Genomic DNA, 17,864 nt, shown 5'->3' with positions numbered 1-17,864 from the left:
AAGACAACCGCGCGAGGGCGCACACCAGCGCCCTCGCGCGGCGTCATATCCGACACGCTCATCGGAGGCCCTGCGGTGCACGAACTGCCGCAAACGCTGGTCAACGGCCTGACCCTCGGCGCGCTCTACGGCTTGATCGCCATCGGGTACACCATGGTCTACGGCATCGTCCAGCTCATCAACTTCGCCCACGGCGAGATCTTCATGATCGGGGGCTTCGGCGCCCTCACCGTCTACCTCTGGCTGCCCAGCGGCACCGCGCTGGCCCTGGCCCTGCCGCTCATGCTCGTCGGCGGCATCCTCGCCTCGGTCGCGATCGCCACGGCCGCCGAGCGCTTCGCCTACCGGCCCCTGCGCGGCGGCCCCCGGCTGGCCCCCCTGATCACCGCGATCGGCCTGTCCATCGCGCTCCAGCAGGCCATCTGGGCGTTCTACCCCGACGCCAAGAAGGCCCGCAGCTTCCCGCAGTTCGAGGGCAGCTCGTTCCAGATCACGGACAGCCTGCACATCCAGCGCGGCGACGCGTTCCTGCTGATAGCCGCCCCGCTGTGCATGCTCGCGCTCGGGCTGTTCGTCTCCAAGAGCCGGGCCGGGCGCGCCATGCAGGCCACCGCCCAGGACCCCGACACCGCCAGGCTGATGGGCATCAACACCGACCGCATCATCGTCATGGCCTTCGCCATCGGCGGCGCGTTCGCCGCCGTCGCCGCCCTCTCCCACGGCCTCAAATACGGCCAGATCAACTTCGAGATGGGCTTCATCGCCGGACTCAAGGCCTTCACCGCCGCCGTGCTCGGCGGCATCGGCAACATCTACGGCGCCATGCTCGGCGGCGTCGTCCTCGGCATCGCCGAGGCCCTGGCCATCAAATACATCCAGGACATCCCCGGAATGGACCAGCTCGGCGGCGGGGCCTGGAAGGACGTCTGGGCCTTCACCCTGCTCATCCTCGTCCTGCTGGTCAGACCCCAGGGACTGCTCGGCGAACGCGTAGCGGACCGGGCCTGAGGGAGTGAACCGATGACCACCGACATCAGCAAGGCCACCGGCGCCGCCGGAGAAGCCACCCCGGCCCCGCGCACCACCCTGCTCCGGGCCCTCACCGCGGCCGGCGGCCTCGCCACCGTGGCCTCCACCTTCCTCGCCTGGACCTGGACCTCCGACTTCCCCGGCGACCTCACCGTCTACGGCTACCCCGGCGGCCTCCAGGTCCTCACCCTCGCCCTCGGCCTGGCCACCCTGCTGTTCGCGGCCGCCGCCCTCGGCATCCGGGGCCTGCGCTGGCTCACCCCGGCGGGCTCCACCGCGGCCCTGCGGCTGCTGGCCCTCGGCGCCTTCGCCACCACCTGGTTCACCCTGCTCGCCATCGCCGTCGACCAGGGCGGTCTGGTCAACCTGGAACCCGGCGGCTGGGTCGCCGCCGTCGCCAGCGCCGCGCCCGTCGCCACCACGTTCCTGCTCCCCGACGACACCCGGCCGCTCCGCCGCCCCGTCCCGCTCCCGTCCTGGGCGGACATCCTCATCATCGCGGCCGTCTTCACCCTCGGCCTGTACGTCGTCAACTACGGCATCCGGACCGACGAGGACAACCCGCAGCCGTTCATCGGCTACCTCATCGCGCTGTGCTTCGCCGCCCCGGCCCTCCTCAAGGCCGGGCTCATCACCCGGCTCAGCGGCCTCACCAGCACCTACCGCTCCCTCACCCTGACCGCGGCCCTGGTGACCGCGCTGGTCTTCCCCTTCACCCAGGACAAGGCCAGCTACACCGAACTCGGCGTCAACATCGCCATCTTCGCGACCGTCGCGCTCGGTCTGAACATCGTCGTCGGACTCGCCGGACTCCTCGACCTCGGCTACGTCGCCTTCCTCGGCGTCGGCGCCTACACCGCGGCACTGGTCTCCGGAACCGCCGCCTCCACCATCCATGTCACCTTCCCCTTCTGGGCCGCCATGCTCGCCGGCGCCGCGACGTCCCTGATCTTCGGCGTCGTCATCGGCGCCCCCACCCTGCGGCTGCGCGGCGACTACCTCGCCATCGTCACCCTCGGCTTCGGAGAGATCTTCCGCATCGCCGTCAGCAACCTCGACGGCACCTCAGGCCCCTCCGTCACCAACGGCCCCAACGGCATCCCCAACATCCCGCCGCTGGAGATCTTCGGCTTCAACTTCGACGACGACCACAGCTTCGCCGGACTCACCCTCGACTCCAACAGCAACTACTACCTGCTGATGCTGATCGTCACCGTCGTCGTCGTGCTCATCTTCAGCCGGGCCGGGAACTCCCGCATCGGCCGCGCCTGGGTCGCCATCCGCGAGGACGAGACCGCCGCCACCGCCATGGGCATCAACGGCTTCCGCGTCAAGCTCATCGCCTTCGCCCTCGGCGCCACCCTCGCCGGAGTCGCCGGAACCATCTGGGCCCACGTCCAGACCACCGTCGTCCCCGAGCAGTACGTCTTCGCCGGACCCGTCCCGCCGAACTCCACCTTCCTGCTCGCCGCCGTCATCCTCGGCGGCATGGGCACCATCGGTGGACCCCTGCTGGGCGCGGTCCTGCTCTTCCTCATCCCCGAGAAGCTGGAATTCCTCCAGGACTACCAACTCCTCGCCTTCGGCATCGCGCTCATCCTGCTGATGCGCTTCCGCCCCGAAGGGATCATCCCCAACCGGCGGCAGCAGCTCGAATACCACGAGACGGGACAGCTCGACGTGCCCGACCAGGCCGCCCTCAGCGGCAGCGCCGTCGGCGTCACCAAGGCGGAGGCATGACAGACATGACCACGACCACTGTGGCGAAGGCCGCCCCCGTCCTCACCGCCACCGGCGTCACCATGCGCTTCGGCGGACTCACCGCCGTACGCGCCGTCGACCTCGACGTCCACCCCGGCGAGATCGTCGGCCTCATCGGCCCCAACGGCGCGGGCAAGACCACCTTCTTCAACTGCCTCACCGGCCTCTACGTCCCCACCGAGGGCCGCGTCGCCTACCGGGGCACCGTCCTGCCGCCCAAACCCCATCTCGTCACCCAGGCAGGCATCGCCCGCACCTTCCAGAACATCCGCCTCTTCGCCAACATGACCGTCCTGGAGAACGTCCTGGTCGGCCGCCACACCCGCACCAGGGAAGGGCTGTGGTCCGCCCTCCTGCGCGGCCCCGGCTTCAAACGCGCCGAAGCCGCCTCCAAGGCCCGGGCCATGGAACTCCTGGAGTTCACCGGCCTCGCCGCCAAGGCCGACCACCTCTCCCGCAACCTCCCCTACGGCGAACAGCGCAAGCTGGAGATCGCCCGCGCCCTCGCCAGCGACCCCGGACTGCTGCTCCTCGACGAGCCGACCGCCGGCATGAACCCCCAGGAGACCCGGGCCACCGAGGAACTCGTCTTCGCCATCCGCGACACGGGCACCGCCGTCCTCGTCATCGAGCACGACATGCGCTTCATCTTCAACCTGTGCGACCGGGTCGCCGTGCTCGTCCAGGGCGAAAAGCTGGTCGAGGGCTCCTCCGACGTCGTCCAGCGCGACGAACGCGTCATCGCCGCCTACCTCGGCACCCCCTTCGAAGGCGAACCCGGCGCCGAGGAGGCCGCCGCGATCGAGGCCGCCGAGGAAGCCACGCACGCACGGACGGAGGACGGACAGTGACCGCACTGCTCGAGGTCGAGGACCTCAGGGTCGCCTACGGCAAGATCGAGGCCGTCAAGGGGATCTCGTTCAGCGTCGAGGCAGGCCAGGTCGTCACCCTCATCGGCACCAACGGCGCGGGCAAGACGACCACCCTGCGCACCCTCTCCGGCCTGCTGAGCCCGCTCGGCGGCACCATCCGCTTCAACGGCAAACCGCTGAGCGGCGTCCCCGCGCACAAGATCGTCGCCCTGGGCCTGGCCCACTCCCCCGAGGGCCGGCACATCTTCCCCCGGCTGACGATCGCCGAGAACCTCCAGCTCGGAGCGTTTCTCCGCAAGGACGCCGACGGGATCGCCGCCGACGTCCGGAAGGTGTACGACCTCTTCCCCATCCTCGGCGAACGCCGCACCCAGGCCGCCGGAACCCTCTCCGGCGGCGAACAGCAGATGCTCGCCATGGGCCGCGCCCTGATGTCCCGCCCCAAGCTGCTGATGCTCGACGAACCCTCGATGGGACTCTCGCCGATCATGATGCAGAAGATCATGCAGACCATCGCCGAACTGAAGGCGCAGGGCACCACGATCCTGCTGGTCGAACAGAACGCCCAGGCCGCGCTGTCCCTCGCCGATCACGGCCATGTGATGGAGATCGGCAAGATCGTGCTGTCGGGGACGGGGGAGGCGCTGCTGCACGACGAATCCGTGCGGAAGGCTTACCTCGGCGAGGACTGAGGAGTGCACAGCCCGAGGTCCTGTCCGCACCGCGGTGGTACGGGCAGGACCTCCGCCGTCACCGGCTCAGACCACGCCGACCACGTGATACATCGCGTAGAGGATGGCCGGCAGAACGCCGACCAGCGTCCCAAGGGCAATGATCACCCCGGGCAGACGCCGTGCCGCCCGCAACACTCTGGCCAGGTAGCCAACCAAAACGAAAAAGGCCAGGATCACCACGACCCCGGCCAGCAGCCACACCACAGAACCCGCATACACGGCAGCACTCTCCTTCGACTATGCCTAGTCCAGCTCGACGTCTCCGCGCACAGGGGAGAAGACCCCTCACAGGCCTTGGTAGGAGGCCTGGATCTTTGCAATCGCACGGCGAGTCAGGAATGACGGTAGCCGAAGTAGCCTGAGTTAGGCCAGAGTTAGCGAGAAAGCACGACAAGGCAGGGCTCCCGGGCTACCACCCCCGGAAGGCCCTGCCTGAACGCACGCTGGACTAGGCAAGTCGTCAGTGCGCCGTTAGACCAGAGTGCCCTCACTCCGTGGACGATTGATGAACGCTCAGACGCGACAGCATCTTCCGCGCTCCCCTCCACTCACCCTCTGTTTCCGCTCTGAATCTGCTCTGCACTCACTTAACGCCCACTAAGTGTACTGCTAGGCTGGCCTTCATCAATCGCCAATCAGGAGGGGGTGAAGGCGATTTCGCTCCGCTTCGGGCTCCTGGGGCCGGTGGAGGCGCACCACGACGGCACCCTCCTCACCATCGGGCCCCCGCAGCGCCGCGCCGTGCTCGCCGTCCTCCTCCTCTCACCACGCCAGGCCGTCACCGTCGCCACCCTCCGCGAGCGCATCTGGTCCGGCCCCCCTCCGGCCTCCGCCACCCAGGCGCTGCATGTGCACATCCACCATCTGCGCCAGCTGCTCCGGCAGTTCACTTCGGACGGCGGGGTGACCCGCCTGGTCACCCACCCCGGCCACCCCCCGGACCAGGTGAGCTACGTCCTGCACACCGCCCCGGACGCCGTCGACGTGACCGGCTTCCGCGCCCTGCTGGATGACGGCGAAACCGCCCAGCACGGCGGCGACGCCCGCACCGCCCTCACGCACTACGCCACCGCGCTGAAGCTGTGGCGCGGCCAGCCGCTCGCCGACCTCCAGCCCTCCCCATACATCCTGAGCACCCGCCAAGCGCTCGCCGAGATCCGGCTCGACCTCGGCAAACGCCACGCCGCCAGCCTGCTGGAACTCGGCTCCGCCGCCCGGGCCACCGCCGAACTCCAGGACCTCCACACCCAGCACCCGGGCGACGAGAGCATCGTCGTCCTCCTCGCCCGCGCCCTGTGCCGCGCCGGAGCGGAAACCCGCGCCCTGCGGCTCGTGACCGACGAACTCGCCCGCTGCGAGCGCGAATACGGACTGCGCCCCGCCGCCCTGCTCCACCAGCGGAACGCCATCGTCCAGGGCACCGGGACCGGAGCGGCCTCATGAGGACAGAAGCACGTCTGCTGGGCCCCGTCGAACTCACCGTGAACGACACCGACGTCACGCCGACATCGGTACGCGCCCGCGTCTTCCTCGCCTCACTCCTGCTGCGCTGCGGACAGCCCGTCCCCATCGAAACCCTCACCGAAGAACTCTGGGCCGACTCCCCACCCGCCTCAGCGCGCGCCCAACTCCACACCCACGCCAGTCACCTGCGCCGACGGATCGACCACGCGGGCGGAACCGGCGCCGGACGCCACCTGCTCGCGACCCACCCCATCGGCTACACCCTCCTGGTGCCGCCACAGGACCTGGACCTCACCCGCTTCGCCGGGCTTCTCGACGAGGCCAGAAGCCAGTCGGAGAAGGGCCGTCACGAACGCGTCAGCGAACTGCTGCGCACAGCGGACACACTGTGGCGCGGCCCCGCCCTCGCGGGCGTCACTGCCGCCCCGCGGCTGGCCGCCCAGGCACAGCGCCTGGAGGATCAGCACCGGGAAGCAGCGACTCTGTGCCTCGACGCCGAGCTGCGTCTGGGACGGCACGCCCGGGTCATCGCCGAGCTACGCGCCCTCGTCCAGGAACACCCCGACCACCAGCCGTTCCGCGCCCTCCTGAGCCGGGCCCTGCACGAGACCAGCCGCACCACCGAAGCCCTGGACATCAGGCGCCAGCCACCCCCCTCCTCTGTCCCGCCGGATGAACCCCCACCCCACCCCGAACCGCTCGCCGCGCCGGTCCAGCGCCCCGCCAAGGCTCCGCAGCCGCTGCGCTTCACCGTCCTGGGCCCCGTCCGCGCCTGGCGTGGCGAGGAACCGATCAGCACCGGTTCGCCGCAGCAGCGCGCTCTACTCGCCCCCCTGTTGCTGCGCAGGGGGCGCACCGCGACCGCCTCCGAACTGATCGACGCCCTATGGGGCGAAGAACCGCCCGAGGCGGCGATCGCCGCGCTGCGCACCTACGCCTCCCGGCTGCGCAAGGCCCTCGGCCCTGACTCCGAGGTCCTGGTGAACGAATCGGGCGGCTACGCCCTCCGGATCGAGCCGGACGCCCTGGACATCGACGTGGCCGCGCGGTACGCGGCGGAAGCGGAAAAGGCACAACACCACGGAGACCGCCTCCGGGCACGCGACCTGTTCAACGAGGCGCTGGCTCTCTTCCAAGGCGAGCCGCTGGCCGGAATCCCTGGGCCATACGCCGAGACGCAGCGCACCCGGCTGCACGAGTGGCACCGCTCCCTGATGGAGACCCGGATCGCCCTGGACCTGGAGCTGGGCCACCACTCCGAGGCGGTCTCCGAACTCACCGCGCTGACCGCCTCGTACCCGCTGCGCGAGCGGCTGCGCGAGCTGCTGATGCTGGCGCTGTACCGCAGCGGACGGCAGGCCGAGGCCCTGGCCGTCTACGCCGACACCCGACGGCTGCTCGCCGACGAGCTGGGCGTGGACCCGCGCCCCGAGCTGTCCGCGCTGCACCAGCGGATCCTGGAGGCCGACACCGGATTGGCCGTCCCCACCCCGGATCCAGCGAAACGCGACCGCCTCACCAGACCAGCCCAACTTCCGGCGACCGTACCGGACTTCACCGGCCGCGCCGCGTTCGTCGAGGAGCTGAGGAGACAGCTCGCCACGGCCGAAGGACGCGCCATGGCCGTATCCGCCATCGCCGGAATCGGCGGCATCGGCAAGACCACCCTCGCCGTCCACGTGGCACACACCGCCCGCCCCTCCTTCCCCGACGGACAGCTCTACGTCGACCTTCAGGGCGGGGCGCCCACCGCCGCCGACCCCGAAGCCGTGCTGGGCTCCTTCCTCCGCGCCCTCGGCACCCCCGACGCCGCCATCCCCGACGGCGTCGAGGAACGCGCCGCCCTCTACCGGTCCCTGCTCGGCGGCCGCCGCGTACTGGTCCTCCTCGACAACGCCCGCGACGCCGCCCAAGTACGGCCGCTCCTCCCCGGCACCGAAGGCTGCGCCACCCTGGTCACCAGCCGCACCCGCCTGGTGGACCTGGCGGGCGCCCACCTCGTCGACCTCGATGTGATGAGCCCCGACGAGGCACTGACCCTCTTCCTCCGCATCGTGGGCGAAGAGCGGGTCGTCGGGGAGCGCGACGCCGTCCTGGACGTCGTGGAAGCCTGCGGCTTCCTCCCCCTGGCCATTCGCATCGCCGCCGCACGGCTGGCCGCGCGCCGCACCTGGACCGTATCCAGCCTGGCGCACCGGCTCGCCGACGGGCGTCGCCGACTGGACGAACTACGCGCGGGCGACCTCGGGGTCAAGGCCACCTTCGAGCTGGGCTACGGCCAGCTCGCACCGCGGCAGGCGAGGGCCTTCCGGCTCCTGGCCCTGGCGGACGAGCCGGACATCTCCCTCTCCTCGGCGGCCGCCCTCCTCGGCACGGACACGTTCGAAACCGAAGAGCTGCTGGAGTCCCTGGTCGACACCTCTCTGCTGGAATCCGCCGTTCCCGGCCGCTACCGCTACCCAGAGCTCGTACGCCTCTTCGCCCGCGACTGCGCCGAGCGCGACGAGCCCCCGTCCGACCGGGACACGGCGCTCTCCCGGCTCCTCGACTTCTACCTCGCCACAGCGGCACGGATATACGCGCGGGAACGGCCCGGTGACCGGCTCGTCGAGCATCTGACGCCCACCGACCACCCGGGCCTCGACTTCCCGGACCGCGACGCCGCGCTCGACTGGCTCTTCGGCGAGGGTGACTGCCTCTTGGCATGCACCACCCAGGCAGCCACCGGCGTGGACCTGGGCCGGGCAGCGGACATCCTCCTCGCCGCCTCCGACCTTGCCGAGTCCGGGTCCCATACCCGACGGTACGAGGCCGTGGCCGCGACCCTCAGCACGGCCGCGCAGACCGCAGGGAATCTCCGGGCCGAAAGCCGCGCCAGGGCGGCCCTGGCCCATGCCCTCCACCTCCGCGGTCAGGCCGAAACGGCCCATGAGCAAGCACAGCGCGCCCTGAGCCTCGGCCGCGCTGCGGAAGACCCGGCCGTCAGCGGCCGTCTCCCCCACCTGTGCGGCATCACGGCGATCCTTCTGCTGCGGTACGCCGAGGCTGAGGACCACTTCCGCCAAGCCATCGATGCCTTCCGCGCCGACCGGGACCGGCCCGGCGAAGCCGCGGCGCTGTGCCACCTGTCGCGGGTCCGTTCCGCGCTCGGTCGCACGGCCGACGCCGTCGAGCTGGCCGGGCAGGGCGTGGCGCTGTACGAAAGCCTCGGCCTCACCCTGCGTCTGGCCAACGGGAGGTACGCGCTCGGCCTGGCGCTGGCCGCGGCCGGGCGCCTCAGGGAGGCGGCGGAACAGTTCACCGAGGCCCTCGATGGCTTCCGCGCGCACCGCCAGCGCCTGTGGGAGGGAACAGCCCACCGCCAGCTGGCGGACATCGAGCTGGCCCTGCGCCGACCGGCCGAGGCCGCCGCGCACGCCGAGGAAGCCCTCACCCTGGGCCTCGTCGGCGGCGACCGGCGCCGCGCCTCCACCCTGACCGTGCTCGGCAAGGTCCTCGCGGAACTCGGGCAGATCGACCGCGCCGCGGCCTGCTGGCGCGAGGCGCTCGCCCTTTACGGTCAGCTCGGAACGGCCAAGGGCGACGAGGTGCGGGAGCTGCTGGAGCTACTGGACCCGGTCACGGCGTTCTGAAGCCAACACCGATGGCCCCTGCCCCCGGGCCTACTGCTCGGGCTGCTTCTTCTTCTCCGCCGCGTCCTCGATGACCGCCTCGGCCACCTGCTGCATCGACAGCCGCCGGTCCATCGACGTCTTCTGGATCCAGCGGAACGCGGCGGGCTCGGTCAGCCCGTACTCCGTCTGGAGAACACTCTTGGCCCGGTCCACCAGCTTGCGGGTCTCCAGCCGCTGCGAGAGGTCGACGACCTCCTGCTCCAGCGTCTTCAGCTCGGTGAAGCGGGAGACGGCCATCTCGATGGCGGGCACCACGTCGCTCTTGCTGAACGGCTTCACGAGGTACGCCATCGCCCCGGCGTCCCGGGCCCGGTCGACCAGTTCGCGCTGCGAGAACGCGGTGAGCATGAGGACGGGCGCGATACGGTCGCCCGCGATCCGCTCGGCGGCGGAAATCCCGTCGAGGACCGGCATCTTCACATCGAGGATGACGAGGTCGGGCCGGTGCTCCCGGGCGAGCGCGACGGCCGTCTCACCGTCTCCCGCCTCGCCGACGACGGAGTACCCCTCCTCTTCGAGCATCTCCTTGAGGTCGAGGCGGATGAGGGCCTCGTCCTCGGCGATGACGACGCGGGTGGTCTGCGGTGGGACATGCGACTGCGCGTCGGGGGCGTCAGCGGTGCTCACTGTGCTCCTCGGGTTCCTCTACAGGTGGGGGCACCACGAGCCTACCGATGTCCTGTATCTTTGACGCACGGAGGGGCTAGACTAACCTTCGGAATGCAGGGGCTCCGGTAGTCCAATCGGCAGAGACGATACCCTCAAAAGGTATTCAGTGTGGGTTCGAATCCCACCCGGGGCACTTTTCCTTCGATTCCAAGGTCGCCAGGGAATCGAAAGCTTTCACTCAATGAAGTGAACAACTCTTCGAATGCGCGCACGGGAACCGCTCAGCGGCCAGGCTCGCGCTCGTGTACGACCTCGAAACACGTAAGCGAGCCCTCACGCTGGTCGGCCAAGGCCGAAGCCTCAATTCCGTGAGCAAGCAGACGGGCATATCCCGATGGGCGCTTCGCGCATGGCAGATTCGGCTGGAGCCGACATCTCGTGCGACCGCATGCCCCAGATGCGCACCCGAACCACAGCGTGGCCCGCCGGGCGTCCGTCGCGCTCATGGACGCACACGTCGGGCCGAAGTACTGAGTGCGGGACTAGCGGGGACTAGCGGAGGTCGTCCGCGCCGATGTGGTGGACGCGGACCAGGTTGGTGGAGCCGGAGACGCCGGGTGGGGAGCCCGCGGTGATGACGACGAGGTCGCCGCGCTGGCAGCGGCCGAGGCGCAGGAGTTCCTCGTCGACCTGGCGGACCATCTCGTCCGTGGAGTCGACCATCGGGCCGAGGAAGGTCTCCACGCCCCAGGTGAGATTGAGCTGGGAGCGGGTGCCCGGCTCCGGGGTGAAGGCCAGCAGGGGGATCGGGGAGCGGTAGCGGGAGAGGCGGCGGACGGTGTCGCCGGACTGGGTGAAGGCGACGAGGAACTTGGCGCCGAGGAAGTCGCCCATTTCGGCCGCCGCGCGGGCGACGGCGCCGCCCTGGGTACGGGGCTTGTTGCGCTCGGTGAGCGCGGGGAGGCCCTTGGCGAGGATGTCCTCCTCGGCGGCGGCGACGATGCGGCCCATGGTCCTGACCGTGGCGATCGGGTACTTGCCGACGCTGGTCTCACCGGAGAGCATCACCGCGTCGGTGCCGTCGATGACGGCGTTGGCGACGTCGGAGGCCTCCGCCCGGGTGGGGCGGGAGTTGTCGATCATCGAGTCGAGCATCTGGGTCGCGACGATCACCGGCTTCGCGTTCCGCTTCGCCAGCTTGATCGCGCGCTTCTGGACGATCGGCACCTGCTCCAGCGGCATTTCGACGCCGAGGTCGCCGCGGGCGACCATGATGCCGTCGAAGGCGTCGACGATCTTCTCCAGGTTCTCGACCGCCTGGGGCTTCTCGATCTTGGCGATGACGGGGAGGTGGCAGTCCTCCTCCGCCATCACCCGGTGCACGTCCACGACGTCGTCGCCGTTGCGGACGAAGGACAGGGCGATGATGTCGGCCCCGGTGCGCAGCGCCCAGCGCAGGTCCTCGATGTCCTTCTTGGAGAGGGCGGGGACGGAGACGGCCACGCCGGGCAGGTTGAGGCCCTTGTGGTCGGAGATCATCCCGCCTTCGATGACGATGGTGTGCACGCGCGGCCCGTCGACGTCGACGACTTCGAGGGTGACGCGGCCGTCGTCGACGAGGATGCGCTCGCCCTTGTTGACGTCGTTGGCCAGCCCCTCGTAGGTGGTGCCGCAGCGGAAGCGGTCGCCTTCGATGGGTTCGACGGTGATGGTGAACTCGTCTCCGCGTTCAAGGAGTACGGGTCCCTCGTGGAAGCGGCCGAGCCGAATCTTCGGACCTTGAAGGTCGGCGAGGATGCCGACGCTGCGACCGGTCTCCAGCGAGGCCTTGCGGACTCGCCGGTAACGCTCCTCGTGCTCGGCATAGGTGCCGTGGCTGAGGTTGAAGCGGGCCACGTCCATTCCGGCTTCGACGAGTGCCTTGATCTGCTCGTACGAGTCGGTCGCGGGTCCCAAAGTACAGACGATTTTTGCTCGGCGCATGCTGCCGAGCCTATGACTTACTCGCGGGTAAAGAACCGGAAAGCAGCCACTCCCCCATGGCCTTTGCATGGCGGGTTATCGACAACTAATGAAACGTGCATAGGGGTGCTCCGATGAGCACACAGAGCGTCCTTTCACAGCTCGGGGCGGGTAATCGTGAAGCGCGCCGTGACGTGCGCGGATACGGTCTGGCGCGCGGGTTCGAGGTCGAACGCGGGCGCGTCCCCGGCGGACCGGCCGCGGAAGGCCGCCACCGGCATCGCCAGGTCCGCCTCCCCCTGCGTGTCCAGGTCGGACAGCTCGACCAGGGCGACGAGCCCGGCGCCCAGCGCCCCCGCGTACTCCCGGGCGCGCTGCACGGCCTCCCGGACCGCCTGCTGCCGGGCCTGGCCGTGGACGGGTGAGTCGGGGCGCAGCCCCCACCAGGGTCCTTCGACCCGGGTCAGTTCGAGGTCGGCGAGGCGGGTGGTGAGTTCGCCGAGGGCGGTGAAGTCGGTGACGGTCACGGTGAGGTGCACCCGGCCGTGGTAGGCCCGCACCCGTTCCTGGCGGCCCCTGGCCAGCTCAGGGCTGATCGCGAAGGCGCCGGTCTCCAGCTTCTCGATCGCCTCGCCGTAGGACTTCACCAGCTCCAGCGCCCGTTGGTTGCGGCGGGTGAGGTCTTCCAGCGCGGCGCCGCGGTCGGTGCCGCGCGCGCTGACAGTGACGGAGAGGCGGGCGATCTCGGGGTCGACCTCCAGGTGTGCTTCGCCGAGCACGGCGACGCGCGGGGTGTCGGGGGTGCCGTACGGGACGTGCCGATCCATGGGCGGACTCCTGTTCGGGGCTCGCGGACGTGGCTTGATCCTGCCCTGTGCCGGGGGTGCCAAGGGGGTGTTGCGGAACGGTACGGCTGGGCCAGAATCTACGCGCGTTGTGCCCATTTCGCAGGTATCTCAGGGGAGTTCAGCCATGCCGCTCAACCGTCGGACGTTTCTGGGCCGCACCGCGGCCACCAGCGCGGGGGTCGCGATCGCCTCGGCCGCGACCACGGGAGCAGCCGGGGCTCACGGCGGTGGGCGGGGCCGCGACCGGTACGAGTTCACCGTCATGGGCACCACCGATCTGCACGGCAACGTCTTCAACTGGGACTACTTCACGGACGCCGAGTTCGACGACGCGGCGCACAACGACGTGGGCCTCGCGAAGATCTCGACCCTGGTGGAGCAGGTCCGGAAGGAGAAGGGGCGGCGCAATGCGCTGCTGATCGACGCGGGCGACACCATCCAGGGCACCCAGCTGTCGTACTACTACGCCAAGGTCGACCCGATCACCGGCGAGGGCGGCCCGGTGCATCCGATGGCGCAGGCGATGAACCTCATCGGCTATGACGCGGCGGCGCTCGGCAACCACGAGTTCAACTACGGCATCCCGGTGCTGCGGAAGTTCGAGGAGCAGTGCGACTTTCCGCTGCTGGGCGCGAACGCGCTGGACGCCGCGTCGCTGCGGCCCGCCTTCCCGCCGTACTGGATGACCCGGCTGCGCACGCCGTGCGGGCGCGGCGTGAAGGTGGCGGTGCTGGGGCTGACGAACCCGGGGATCGCGATCTGGGACAAGGCGAATGTGCAGGGGAAGATGACCTTCCCCGGTCTGGAGGAGCAGGCGGCGAAGTGGGTGCCGCGGCTGCGCTCGATGGGTGCGGACGTGGTGATCGTCGCGGCGCATTCGGGCTCCAGCGGGACGTCCAGCTACGGCGACCAGCTGCCGTACGTGGAGAACGCGGCCGCGCTGGTGGCCGAGCGGGTGGCGGGCATCGACGCGATCCTGGTGGGCCACGCGCATGTGGAGATCGCCGAGCGGCGGGTGGTGAACAAGGAGACGGGCCGGGAGGTCGTGCTGTCCGAACCGCTGAAGTGGGGCCAGCGGCTGACCTGCTTCGACATCGGTCTTGAGTGGGCGCGGGGCCGCTGGCGGGTGGAGTCGGTGGCGGCGAAGGTGCTGAACTCGGCTTCGGTGGCGGAGGATCCGCGGATCGTGGGGCTGCTCGGCGATGAGCACAGACGAGTCGTCGGGTACGTCAACCAGGTCATCGGCACGTCCACGGCGGCGATGACGGCCGCGGAGGCGCCGTACCAGGACGCGCCGATCATCGACTTCATCAACCATGTGCAGACGGAGACGGTGAAGGCGGCGCTGGCGGGCACGGAGCACGCGGAGCTGCCGGTGCTGTCGCAGGCGTCGTGTTTCTCGCGCACGGCGCGGATTCCGGCCGGGGAGGTGACGATCCGGCAGGTGGCGGGGCTGTATCCGTTCGAGAACACGCTGGAGGCCAGGGTGCTGACGGGCGCCCAGCTCAAGGACTATCTGGAGTTCTCGGCGCGGTATTACGTACAGACCCCGGCGGGCGGCGAGGTGGACCCGTCGAAGCTGACGAACGCCGGCGACACCCCCGACTACAACTACGACGCGGTGAGCGGTCTGACGTACGAGATCGACATCGCGAAGCCGGTGGGGTCGCGGATCGCCGCGCTGCGCTTCGACGGCGAGCCGGTCGAGGCGTCGGCGCGGTTCGTGCTGGCGGTGAACAACTACCGGGCGAGCGGCGGGGGCAACTTCCCGCACGTGGCCGCCGCCCGGCAGGTGTGGGCCAACTCGGAGGAGATCCGTAACACGATCATCGCGTGGGTGAAGGCGAAGGGGACGATCGACGGGGCCGGGTTCGCTTCGGTGGACTGGAAGCTGACGCGCGACGGCACGCCGGTGTTCTGAGCCCCGCCGTCGGCGCCGGTCAGGTCCGGGTGTGGGTCAGGCCGGTGCGCTGGTCGGGGAGGTGCATGCGGCCGCTGCCCCGGGCGACCGGCGCCGATGGGGCGGCGGGCCGCGGCGGGGCGGCGGCGCCCGGCCGGGAGGGCTGGAGCCCGAAGGTGGTGAAGGCGGTGCGGGGCGGCAGGGGGTGGACGGGTTCGGCGCTGAGCGAGTTGAGGATGACGGCGGAGCGCCAGGCGGCCAGCCCGAGGTCGGGGGTGCCGACGCCGTGGGTGTGCCGCTCGGCGTTCTGCACGTGCACGGATCCCTTGATGAGGGGGTCGAGGACCAGCCGGTGCTGGGCGTCGATGCGGGGCCGTTCGGAGGCGTCGCGCCGGATGTAGGGGTCGAGGGCGGCGAGCAGGGTGTCGACGCGGCGCTCGCGGTAGCCGGTGGCGAGGACGACGGCCTCGGTGGTGTGGCGGACGCGGGTGCCCTGGTGGACGTGTTCCAGGTGGAGTTCGAGCCGGGCGGCGGCGATGCGGCCGGCGGTGCGGACGGTGACGCCGGGGGTGAGGACTGCGCCGGGCCAGCCGCCGCCCTGCTGGGCGCGGCGGTACAGCTCGTGGTGGATGGCGGTGATGGTCTCGTGTGCGATGCCCTTGTAGAGCTGCCACTGTCCGGGGAGGAGCTGGTCGCGGACGGCTTCGGGGAGGGCGTGGAAGTAGCGGGTGTAGTCGGGGCTGAACTGCTCCAGGCCGAGCTTGCTGTACTCCATGGGCGCGAAGGACGGCGTACGGGCGAGCCAGTGCAGCCCTTCGGCGCCGAGCGGCCGGTTGCGCAGCAGGTCGAGGAAGACCTCGGCGCCGGACTGGCCGGAGCCGACGACGGTGATGTGGCCGGTGTTCAGCAGCCGTTCGCGGTGTTCCAGGTAGTCGGCGGAGTGCAGGACGGGGACGTTGGGGGCCTCGGCGAGGGGGCGCAGGGTCTCCGGGACGTGGGGTTCGGTGCCGACGCCGAGGACGAGGTGGCGGGCGTGGGCGCGGCCGGGGGACACGGCTTCGCCGTCGGGGCCGAGCCTGCTGAAGTCGATTTCGAACAGCTCGTGGTCGTGGTCCCAGCGGACGGCGTCGATCCGGTGGCCGAAGTGGAGGCCGGGGAGCTGTTCGCTGACCCAGCGGCAGTAGGCGTCGTATTCGGTGCGTTCGATGTGGAAGCGCTCGGCGACGTAGAAGGGGAAGAGCCGTTCGCGGGCCTTGAGGTAGCTGAGGAAGCTCCAGGGGCTGGTGGGGTCCGCGAGGGTGACGAGGTCGGCGAGGAAGGGGACCTGGACGGTGGCGCCGTCGATGAGGAGGCCCGGGTGCCAGTGGAAGGCGGGCCGCTGTTCGTAGAAGGCGGTGCGCAGGGTGGGGACGCCGTGGGCGAGGGCGGCGAGGGAGAGGTTGAACGGGCCGATGCCGACGCCCGCGAGGTCCAGGGGCTGTCCCGGGGTGGTGGGGTCGGGTTCGGGGGCGGACGGCGGTGCGGGGGGTTGTGGGGTGCTCATGGGGTGGTCGTGCCTTCCACGAGGTCGAGCAGCCGGCGCAGATCGCCGGGCTGGATGTGCGGGTTGAGAAGGGTGGCCTTGAGCCACAGCCCCTCGGGGGTGGCCGCGCGGCCGAGGACGGCGGTGCCGCGGTGCAGGAGGCGACGGCGCAGCGCGGCGACGGCGGCGGGTCCGGCTCCGGCGGGGCGGAAGAGGACGGTGGAGAGGGTGGGGCGGGCGTACAGCTCCAGTCCGGGGCGGCTCCGGACGAGGTCGGCGAGGGCCGCGGCGTGTGCGCAGACCTGGTCGACGAGGTCGCCGAGGCCGTGGCGGCCGAGGGCGCGCAGGGTGACGGCGATCTTGAGGATGTCGGCGCGGCGGGTGGTGCGGAGGGAGCGGCCGAGCAGATCGGGCAGTCCGGCGTCGGTGTCGTCGGTGGCGTTGAGGTAGGCGGCGTGGTGGCCGAGGGGGGCCAGGGCGGTGGTGTCGGGGACGGCGAGCAGTCCGGCGGCGGCCGGTTGCCAGCCGAGCTTGTGCAGGTCGAGGGCGACGGTCGGGGCGCGGTCGAGTCCGTCGAGCCGCTTGTTCAGGGTGTCGCTGAACAGGAGCGGCCCGCCGTAGGCGGCGTCGATGTGGAGGGTCGCGCCGTGGGTGTCGCAGAGGTCGGCGAGGTGCAGGAGGGGGTCGATGGCACCGGTGTCGGTGGTGCCCGCGGTGGCGACGAGCAGGGTGGGGCGGTCGGGTGGTGCCCCTTCGATGTCGCCGAGGGCGTGGTGGACGCGGGCCGGGTCGAGGACGCCGCCGGGGGTGGGGAGGGTGTGCGGCGGGTGCAGGCCGAGCAGCCAGGCGGCGCGCTGGACGCTGTGGTGGGCGTTGGCGCCGCAGACGATACGGAGGGGCGCGCCGCGGGCGGCTTCGCGGGCGAGCAGCAGGGCGAGCTGGTTGGACTCGGTGCCGCCGGTGGTGACGAGGGCGTCGGGGGCGGGTCCTTGCGGGTAGACCAGCTCGGCGAGGGCGCGGCAGGTCAGCGCCTCCAGTTCGGCGGCGGCCGGGGCCTGGTCCCAGGAGTCGAGGGACGGGTTGAGCGCGGAGACGGCGAGGTCGGCGGCGGCCGCGACGGCGAGTGGCGGGCAGTGCAGATGGGCGGCGCAGTGCGGGTCGGCCGGGTCGGCGGCGCCCGCGGTGAGGGCGGTGACGAGGGTGCGCAATGCGCGGTGCGGCCCTTCCCCGTGGTCGGGGAGGGAGGGTAGGGCCGCACCGCGCAGCTGGTGGCCCACGGCGCCGGGTCCTCCGGCGGGGATCGGCCCGCCGCGGTCGGCGGCGCCGTGGGTGAGGGCGTCGAGGACGGTGTCGAGCATCGGGCGAAGCGCGCCTGGGCCCTCGCTCCCCCCGGCGAGGAGGCGGGCGGTGCCGAAAGCGGGCATGGGCGTGCCCCTAGGAGGTGTCTGGGGTCGGACGGGTGCTGCTCTGGCGTATGTCGGAGCTGCCT

Annotated in this window: 13 protein-coding genes, 1 tRNA gene and 1 pseudogene; 9 read left to right on the top strand and 6 right to left on the bottom strand. The window is 70.8% G+C overall.

Going from position 1 to position 17,864, the window contains the following annotated elements; genetic code table 11:
- The first annotated feature begins 75 nt into the window (after nucleotides 1-75).
- From ACH4TL_RS27620 to ACH4TL_RS27605, 4 genes are read left to right on the top strand one after another with little or no spacing between them, the layout of a single operon-like run.
- Nucleotides 76-1,008, top strand: a complete 933-nt coding sequence (locus ACH4TL_RS27620; RefSeq protein ID WP_398319777.1) for a branched-chain amino acid ABC transporter permease — start codon at nucleotides 76-78, stop codon at nucleotides 1,006-1,008.
- 12 nt (nucleotides 1,009-1,020) lie between these two features.
- Complete coding sequence (locus ACH4TL_RS27615) at nucleotides 1,021-2,769, top strand: branched-chain amino acid ABC transporter permease (RefSeq protein WP_398319780.1); 1,749 nt, start codon at nucleotides 1,021-1,023, stop codon at nucleotides 2,767-2,769.
- Nucleotides 2,766-3,641: an ABC transporter ATP-binding protein gene (locus ACH4TL_RS27610; protein ID WP_398319783.1), complete on the top strand. Its 876-nt coding sequence runs from the start codon at nucleotides 2,766-2,768 to the stop codon at nucleotides 3,639-3,641. The genes ACH4TL_RS27615 and ACH4TL_RS27610 overlap by 4 nt, the downstream gene beginning before the upstream one ends.
- The gene (locus ACH4TL_RS27605; RefSeq protein ID WP_398319786.1) at nucleotides 3,638-4,354 is read left to right on the top strand and encodes an ABC transporter ATP-binding protein; all 717 of its coding nucleotides are present in this window, start codon (nucleotides 3,638-3,640) and stop codon (nucleotides 4,352-4,354) included. Before ACH4TL_RS27610 ends, ACH4TL_RS27605 begins: the two co-directional genes overlap by 4 nt.
- Nucleotides 4,355-4,420: 66 nt before the next feature.
- On the opposite strand, the gene ACH4TL_RS27600 is transcribed toward ACH4TL_RS27605, so the two are convergent.
- Nucleotides 4,421-4,600, bottom strand: a complete 180-nt coding sequence (locus tag ACH4TL_RS27600) for a hypothetical protein (protein ID WP_398319789.1) — start codon at nucleotides 4,598-4,600, stop codon at nucleotides 4,421-4,423.
- A 441-nt stretch (nucleotides 4,601-5,041) separates the two neighbouring features.
- Between ACH4TL_RS27600 and ACH4TL_RS27595 the strand changes: the two genes are divergently transcribed.
- Nucleotides 5,042-5,839 (top strand): BTAD domain-containing putative transcriptional regulator, encoded by a 798-nt coding sequence (locus tag ACH4TL_RS27595; protein ID WP_398319792.1) that lies wholly within the window; start codon nucleotides 5,042-5,044, stop codon nucleotides 5,837-5,839.
- Nucleotides 5,836-9,492, top strand: coding sequence for a BTAD domain-containing putative transcriptional regulator (locus ACH4TL_RS27590; RefSeq protein ID WP_398319795.1), 3,657 nt, complete (start codon nucleotides 5,836-5,838; stop codon nucleotides 9,490-9,492). Before ACH4TL_RS27595 ends, ACH4TL_RS27590 begins: the two co-directional genes overlap by 4 nt.
- Nucleotides 9,493-9,522: 30 nt before the next feature.
- Here ACH4TL_RS27590 and ACH4TL_RS27585 read toward each other — a convergent pair whose 3' ends face one another.
- Entirely contained in the window at nucleotides 9,523-10,161 is a 639-nt protein-coding gene (locus tag ACH4TL_RS27585) for an ANTAR domain-containing response regulator (protein ID WP_398319798.1), read from the bottom strand.
- 101 nt (nucleotides 10,162-10,262) lie between these two features.
- Between ACH4TL_RS27585 and ACH4TL_RS27580 the strand changes: the two genes are divergently transcribed.
- Together ACH4TL_RS27580 and ACH4TL_RS27575 are read left to right on the top strand one after the other, a co-directional pair.
- A tRNA-Leu gene (locus ACH4TL_RS27580) sits at nucleotides 10,263-10,336 on the top strand.
- Nucleotides 10,337-10,445: 109 nt separating this feature from the next.
- A pseudogene (locus ACH4TL_RS27575) lies at nucleotides 10,446-10,616 on the top strand (transcriptional regulator); the annotation flags it as partial.
- A gap of 79 nt (nucleotides 10,617-10,695) precedes the next feature.
- On the opposite strand, the gene pyk reads toward ACH4TL_RS27575, so the two are convergent.
- Nucleotides 10,696-12,126, bottom strand: a complete 1,431-nt coding sequence (gene pyk / locus ACH4TL_RS27570) for a pyruvate kinase (protein ID WP_398319801.1) — start codon at nucleotides 12,124-12,126, stop codon at nucleotides 10,696-10,698.
- A gap of 134 nt (nucleotides 12,127-12,260) precedes the next feature.
- Nucleotides 12,261-12,932 carry an SIMPL domain-containing protein gene (locus ACH4TL_RS27565; protein ID WP_398319804.1) on the bottom strand — a complete coding sequence of 224 codons (672 nt, stop codon included), beginning with the start codon at nucleotides 12,930-12,932 and terminating at the stop codon, nucleotides 12,261-12,263.
- Between the two features lie 145 nt (nucleotides 12,933-13,077).
- Here ACH4TL_RS27565 and ACH4TL_RS27560 point away from each other — a divergent pair, with 145 nt between their 5' ends.
- On the top strand, nucleotides 13,078-14,874 hold the full coding sequence (locus ACH4TL_RS27560) for a bifunctional metallophosphatase/5'-nucleotidase (RefSeq protein ID WP_398319807.1): 1,797 nt from the start codon (nucleotides 13,078-13,080) through the stop codon (nucleotides 14,872-14,874).
- A 19-nt stretch (nucleotides 14,875-14,893) separates the two neighbouring features.
- Here the strand turns inward: ACH4TL_RS27560 and ACH4TL_RS27555 are convergent, their stop codons facing one another.
- Together ACH4TL_RS27555 and ACH4TL_RS27550 are read right to left on the bottom strand one after the other, a co-directional pair.
- Nucleotides 14,894-16,396 (bottom strand): lysine N(6)-hydroxylase/L-ornithine N(5)-oxygenase family protein, encoded by a 1,503-nt coding sequence (locus tag ACH4TL_RS27555; protein WP_398319810.1) that lies wholly within the window; start codon nucleotides 16,394-16,396, stop codon nucleotides 14,894-14,896.
- The gene (locus tag ACH4TL_RS27550; RefSeq protein WP_398319813.1) at nucleotides 16,393-17,799 is read right to left on the bottom strand and encodes a pyridoxal phosphate-dependent decarboxylase family protein; all 1,407 of its coding nucleotides are present in this window, start codon (nucleotides 17,797-17,799) and stop codon (nucleotides 16,393-16,395) included. Before ACH4TL_RS27550 ends, ACH4TL_RS27555 begins: the two co-directional genes overlap by 4 nt.
- Nucleotides 17,800-17,864: the final 65 nt, after the last annotated feature.

Source organism: Streptomyces sp. NPDC021115 (assembly GCF_044333065.1).
Classification (GTDB): Bacteria; Actinomycetota; Actinomycetes; order Streptomycetales; family Streptomycetaceae; genus Streptomyces.
The sequence above is the reverse complement of the archived record's forward strand: the minus strand, read 5'-3'. Positions and strand labels throughout refer to the sequence as shown.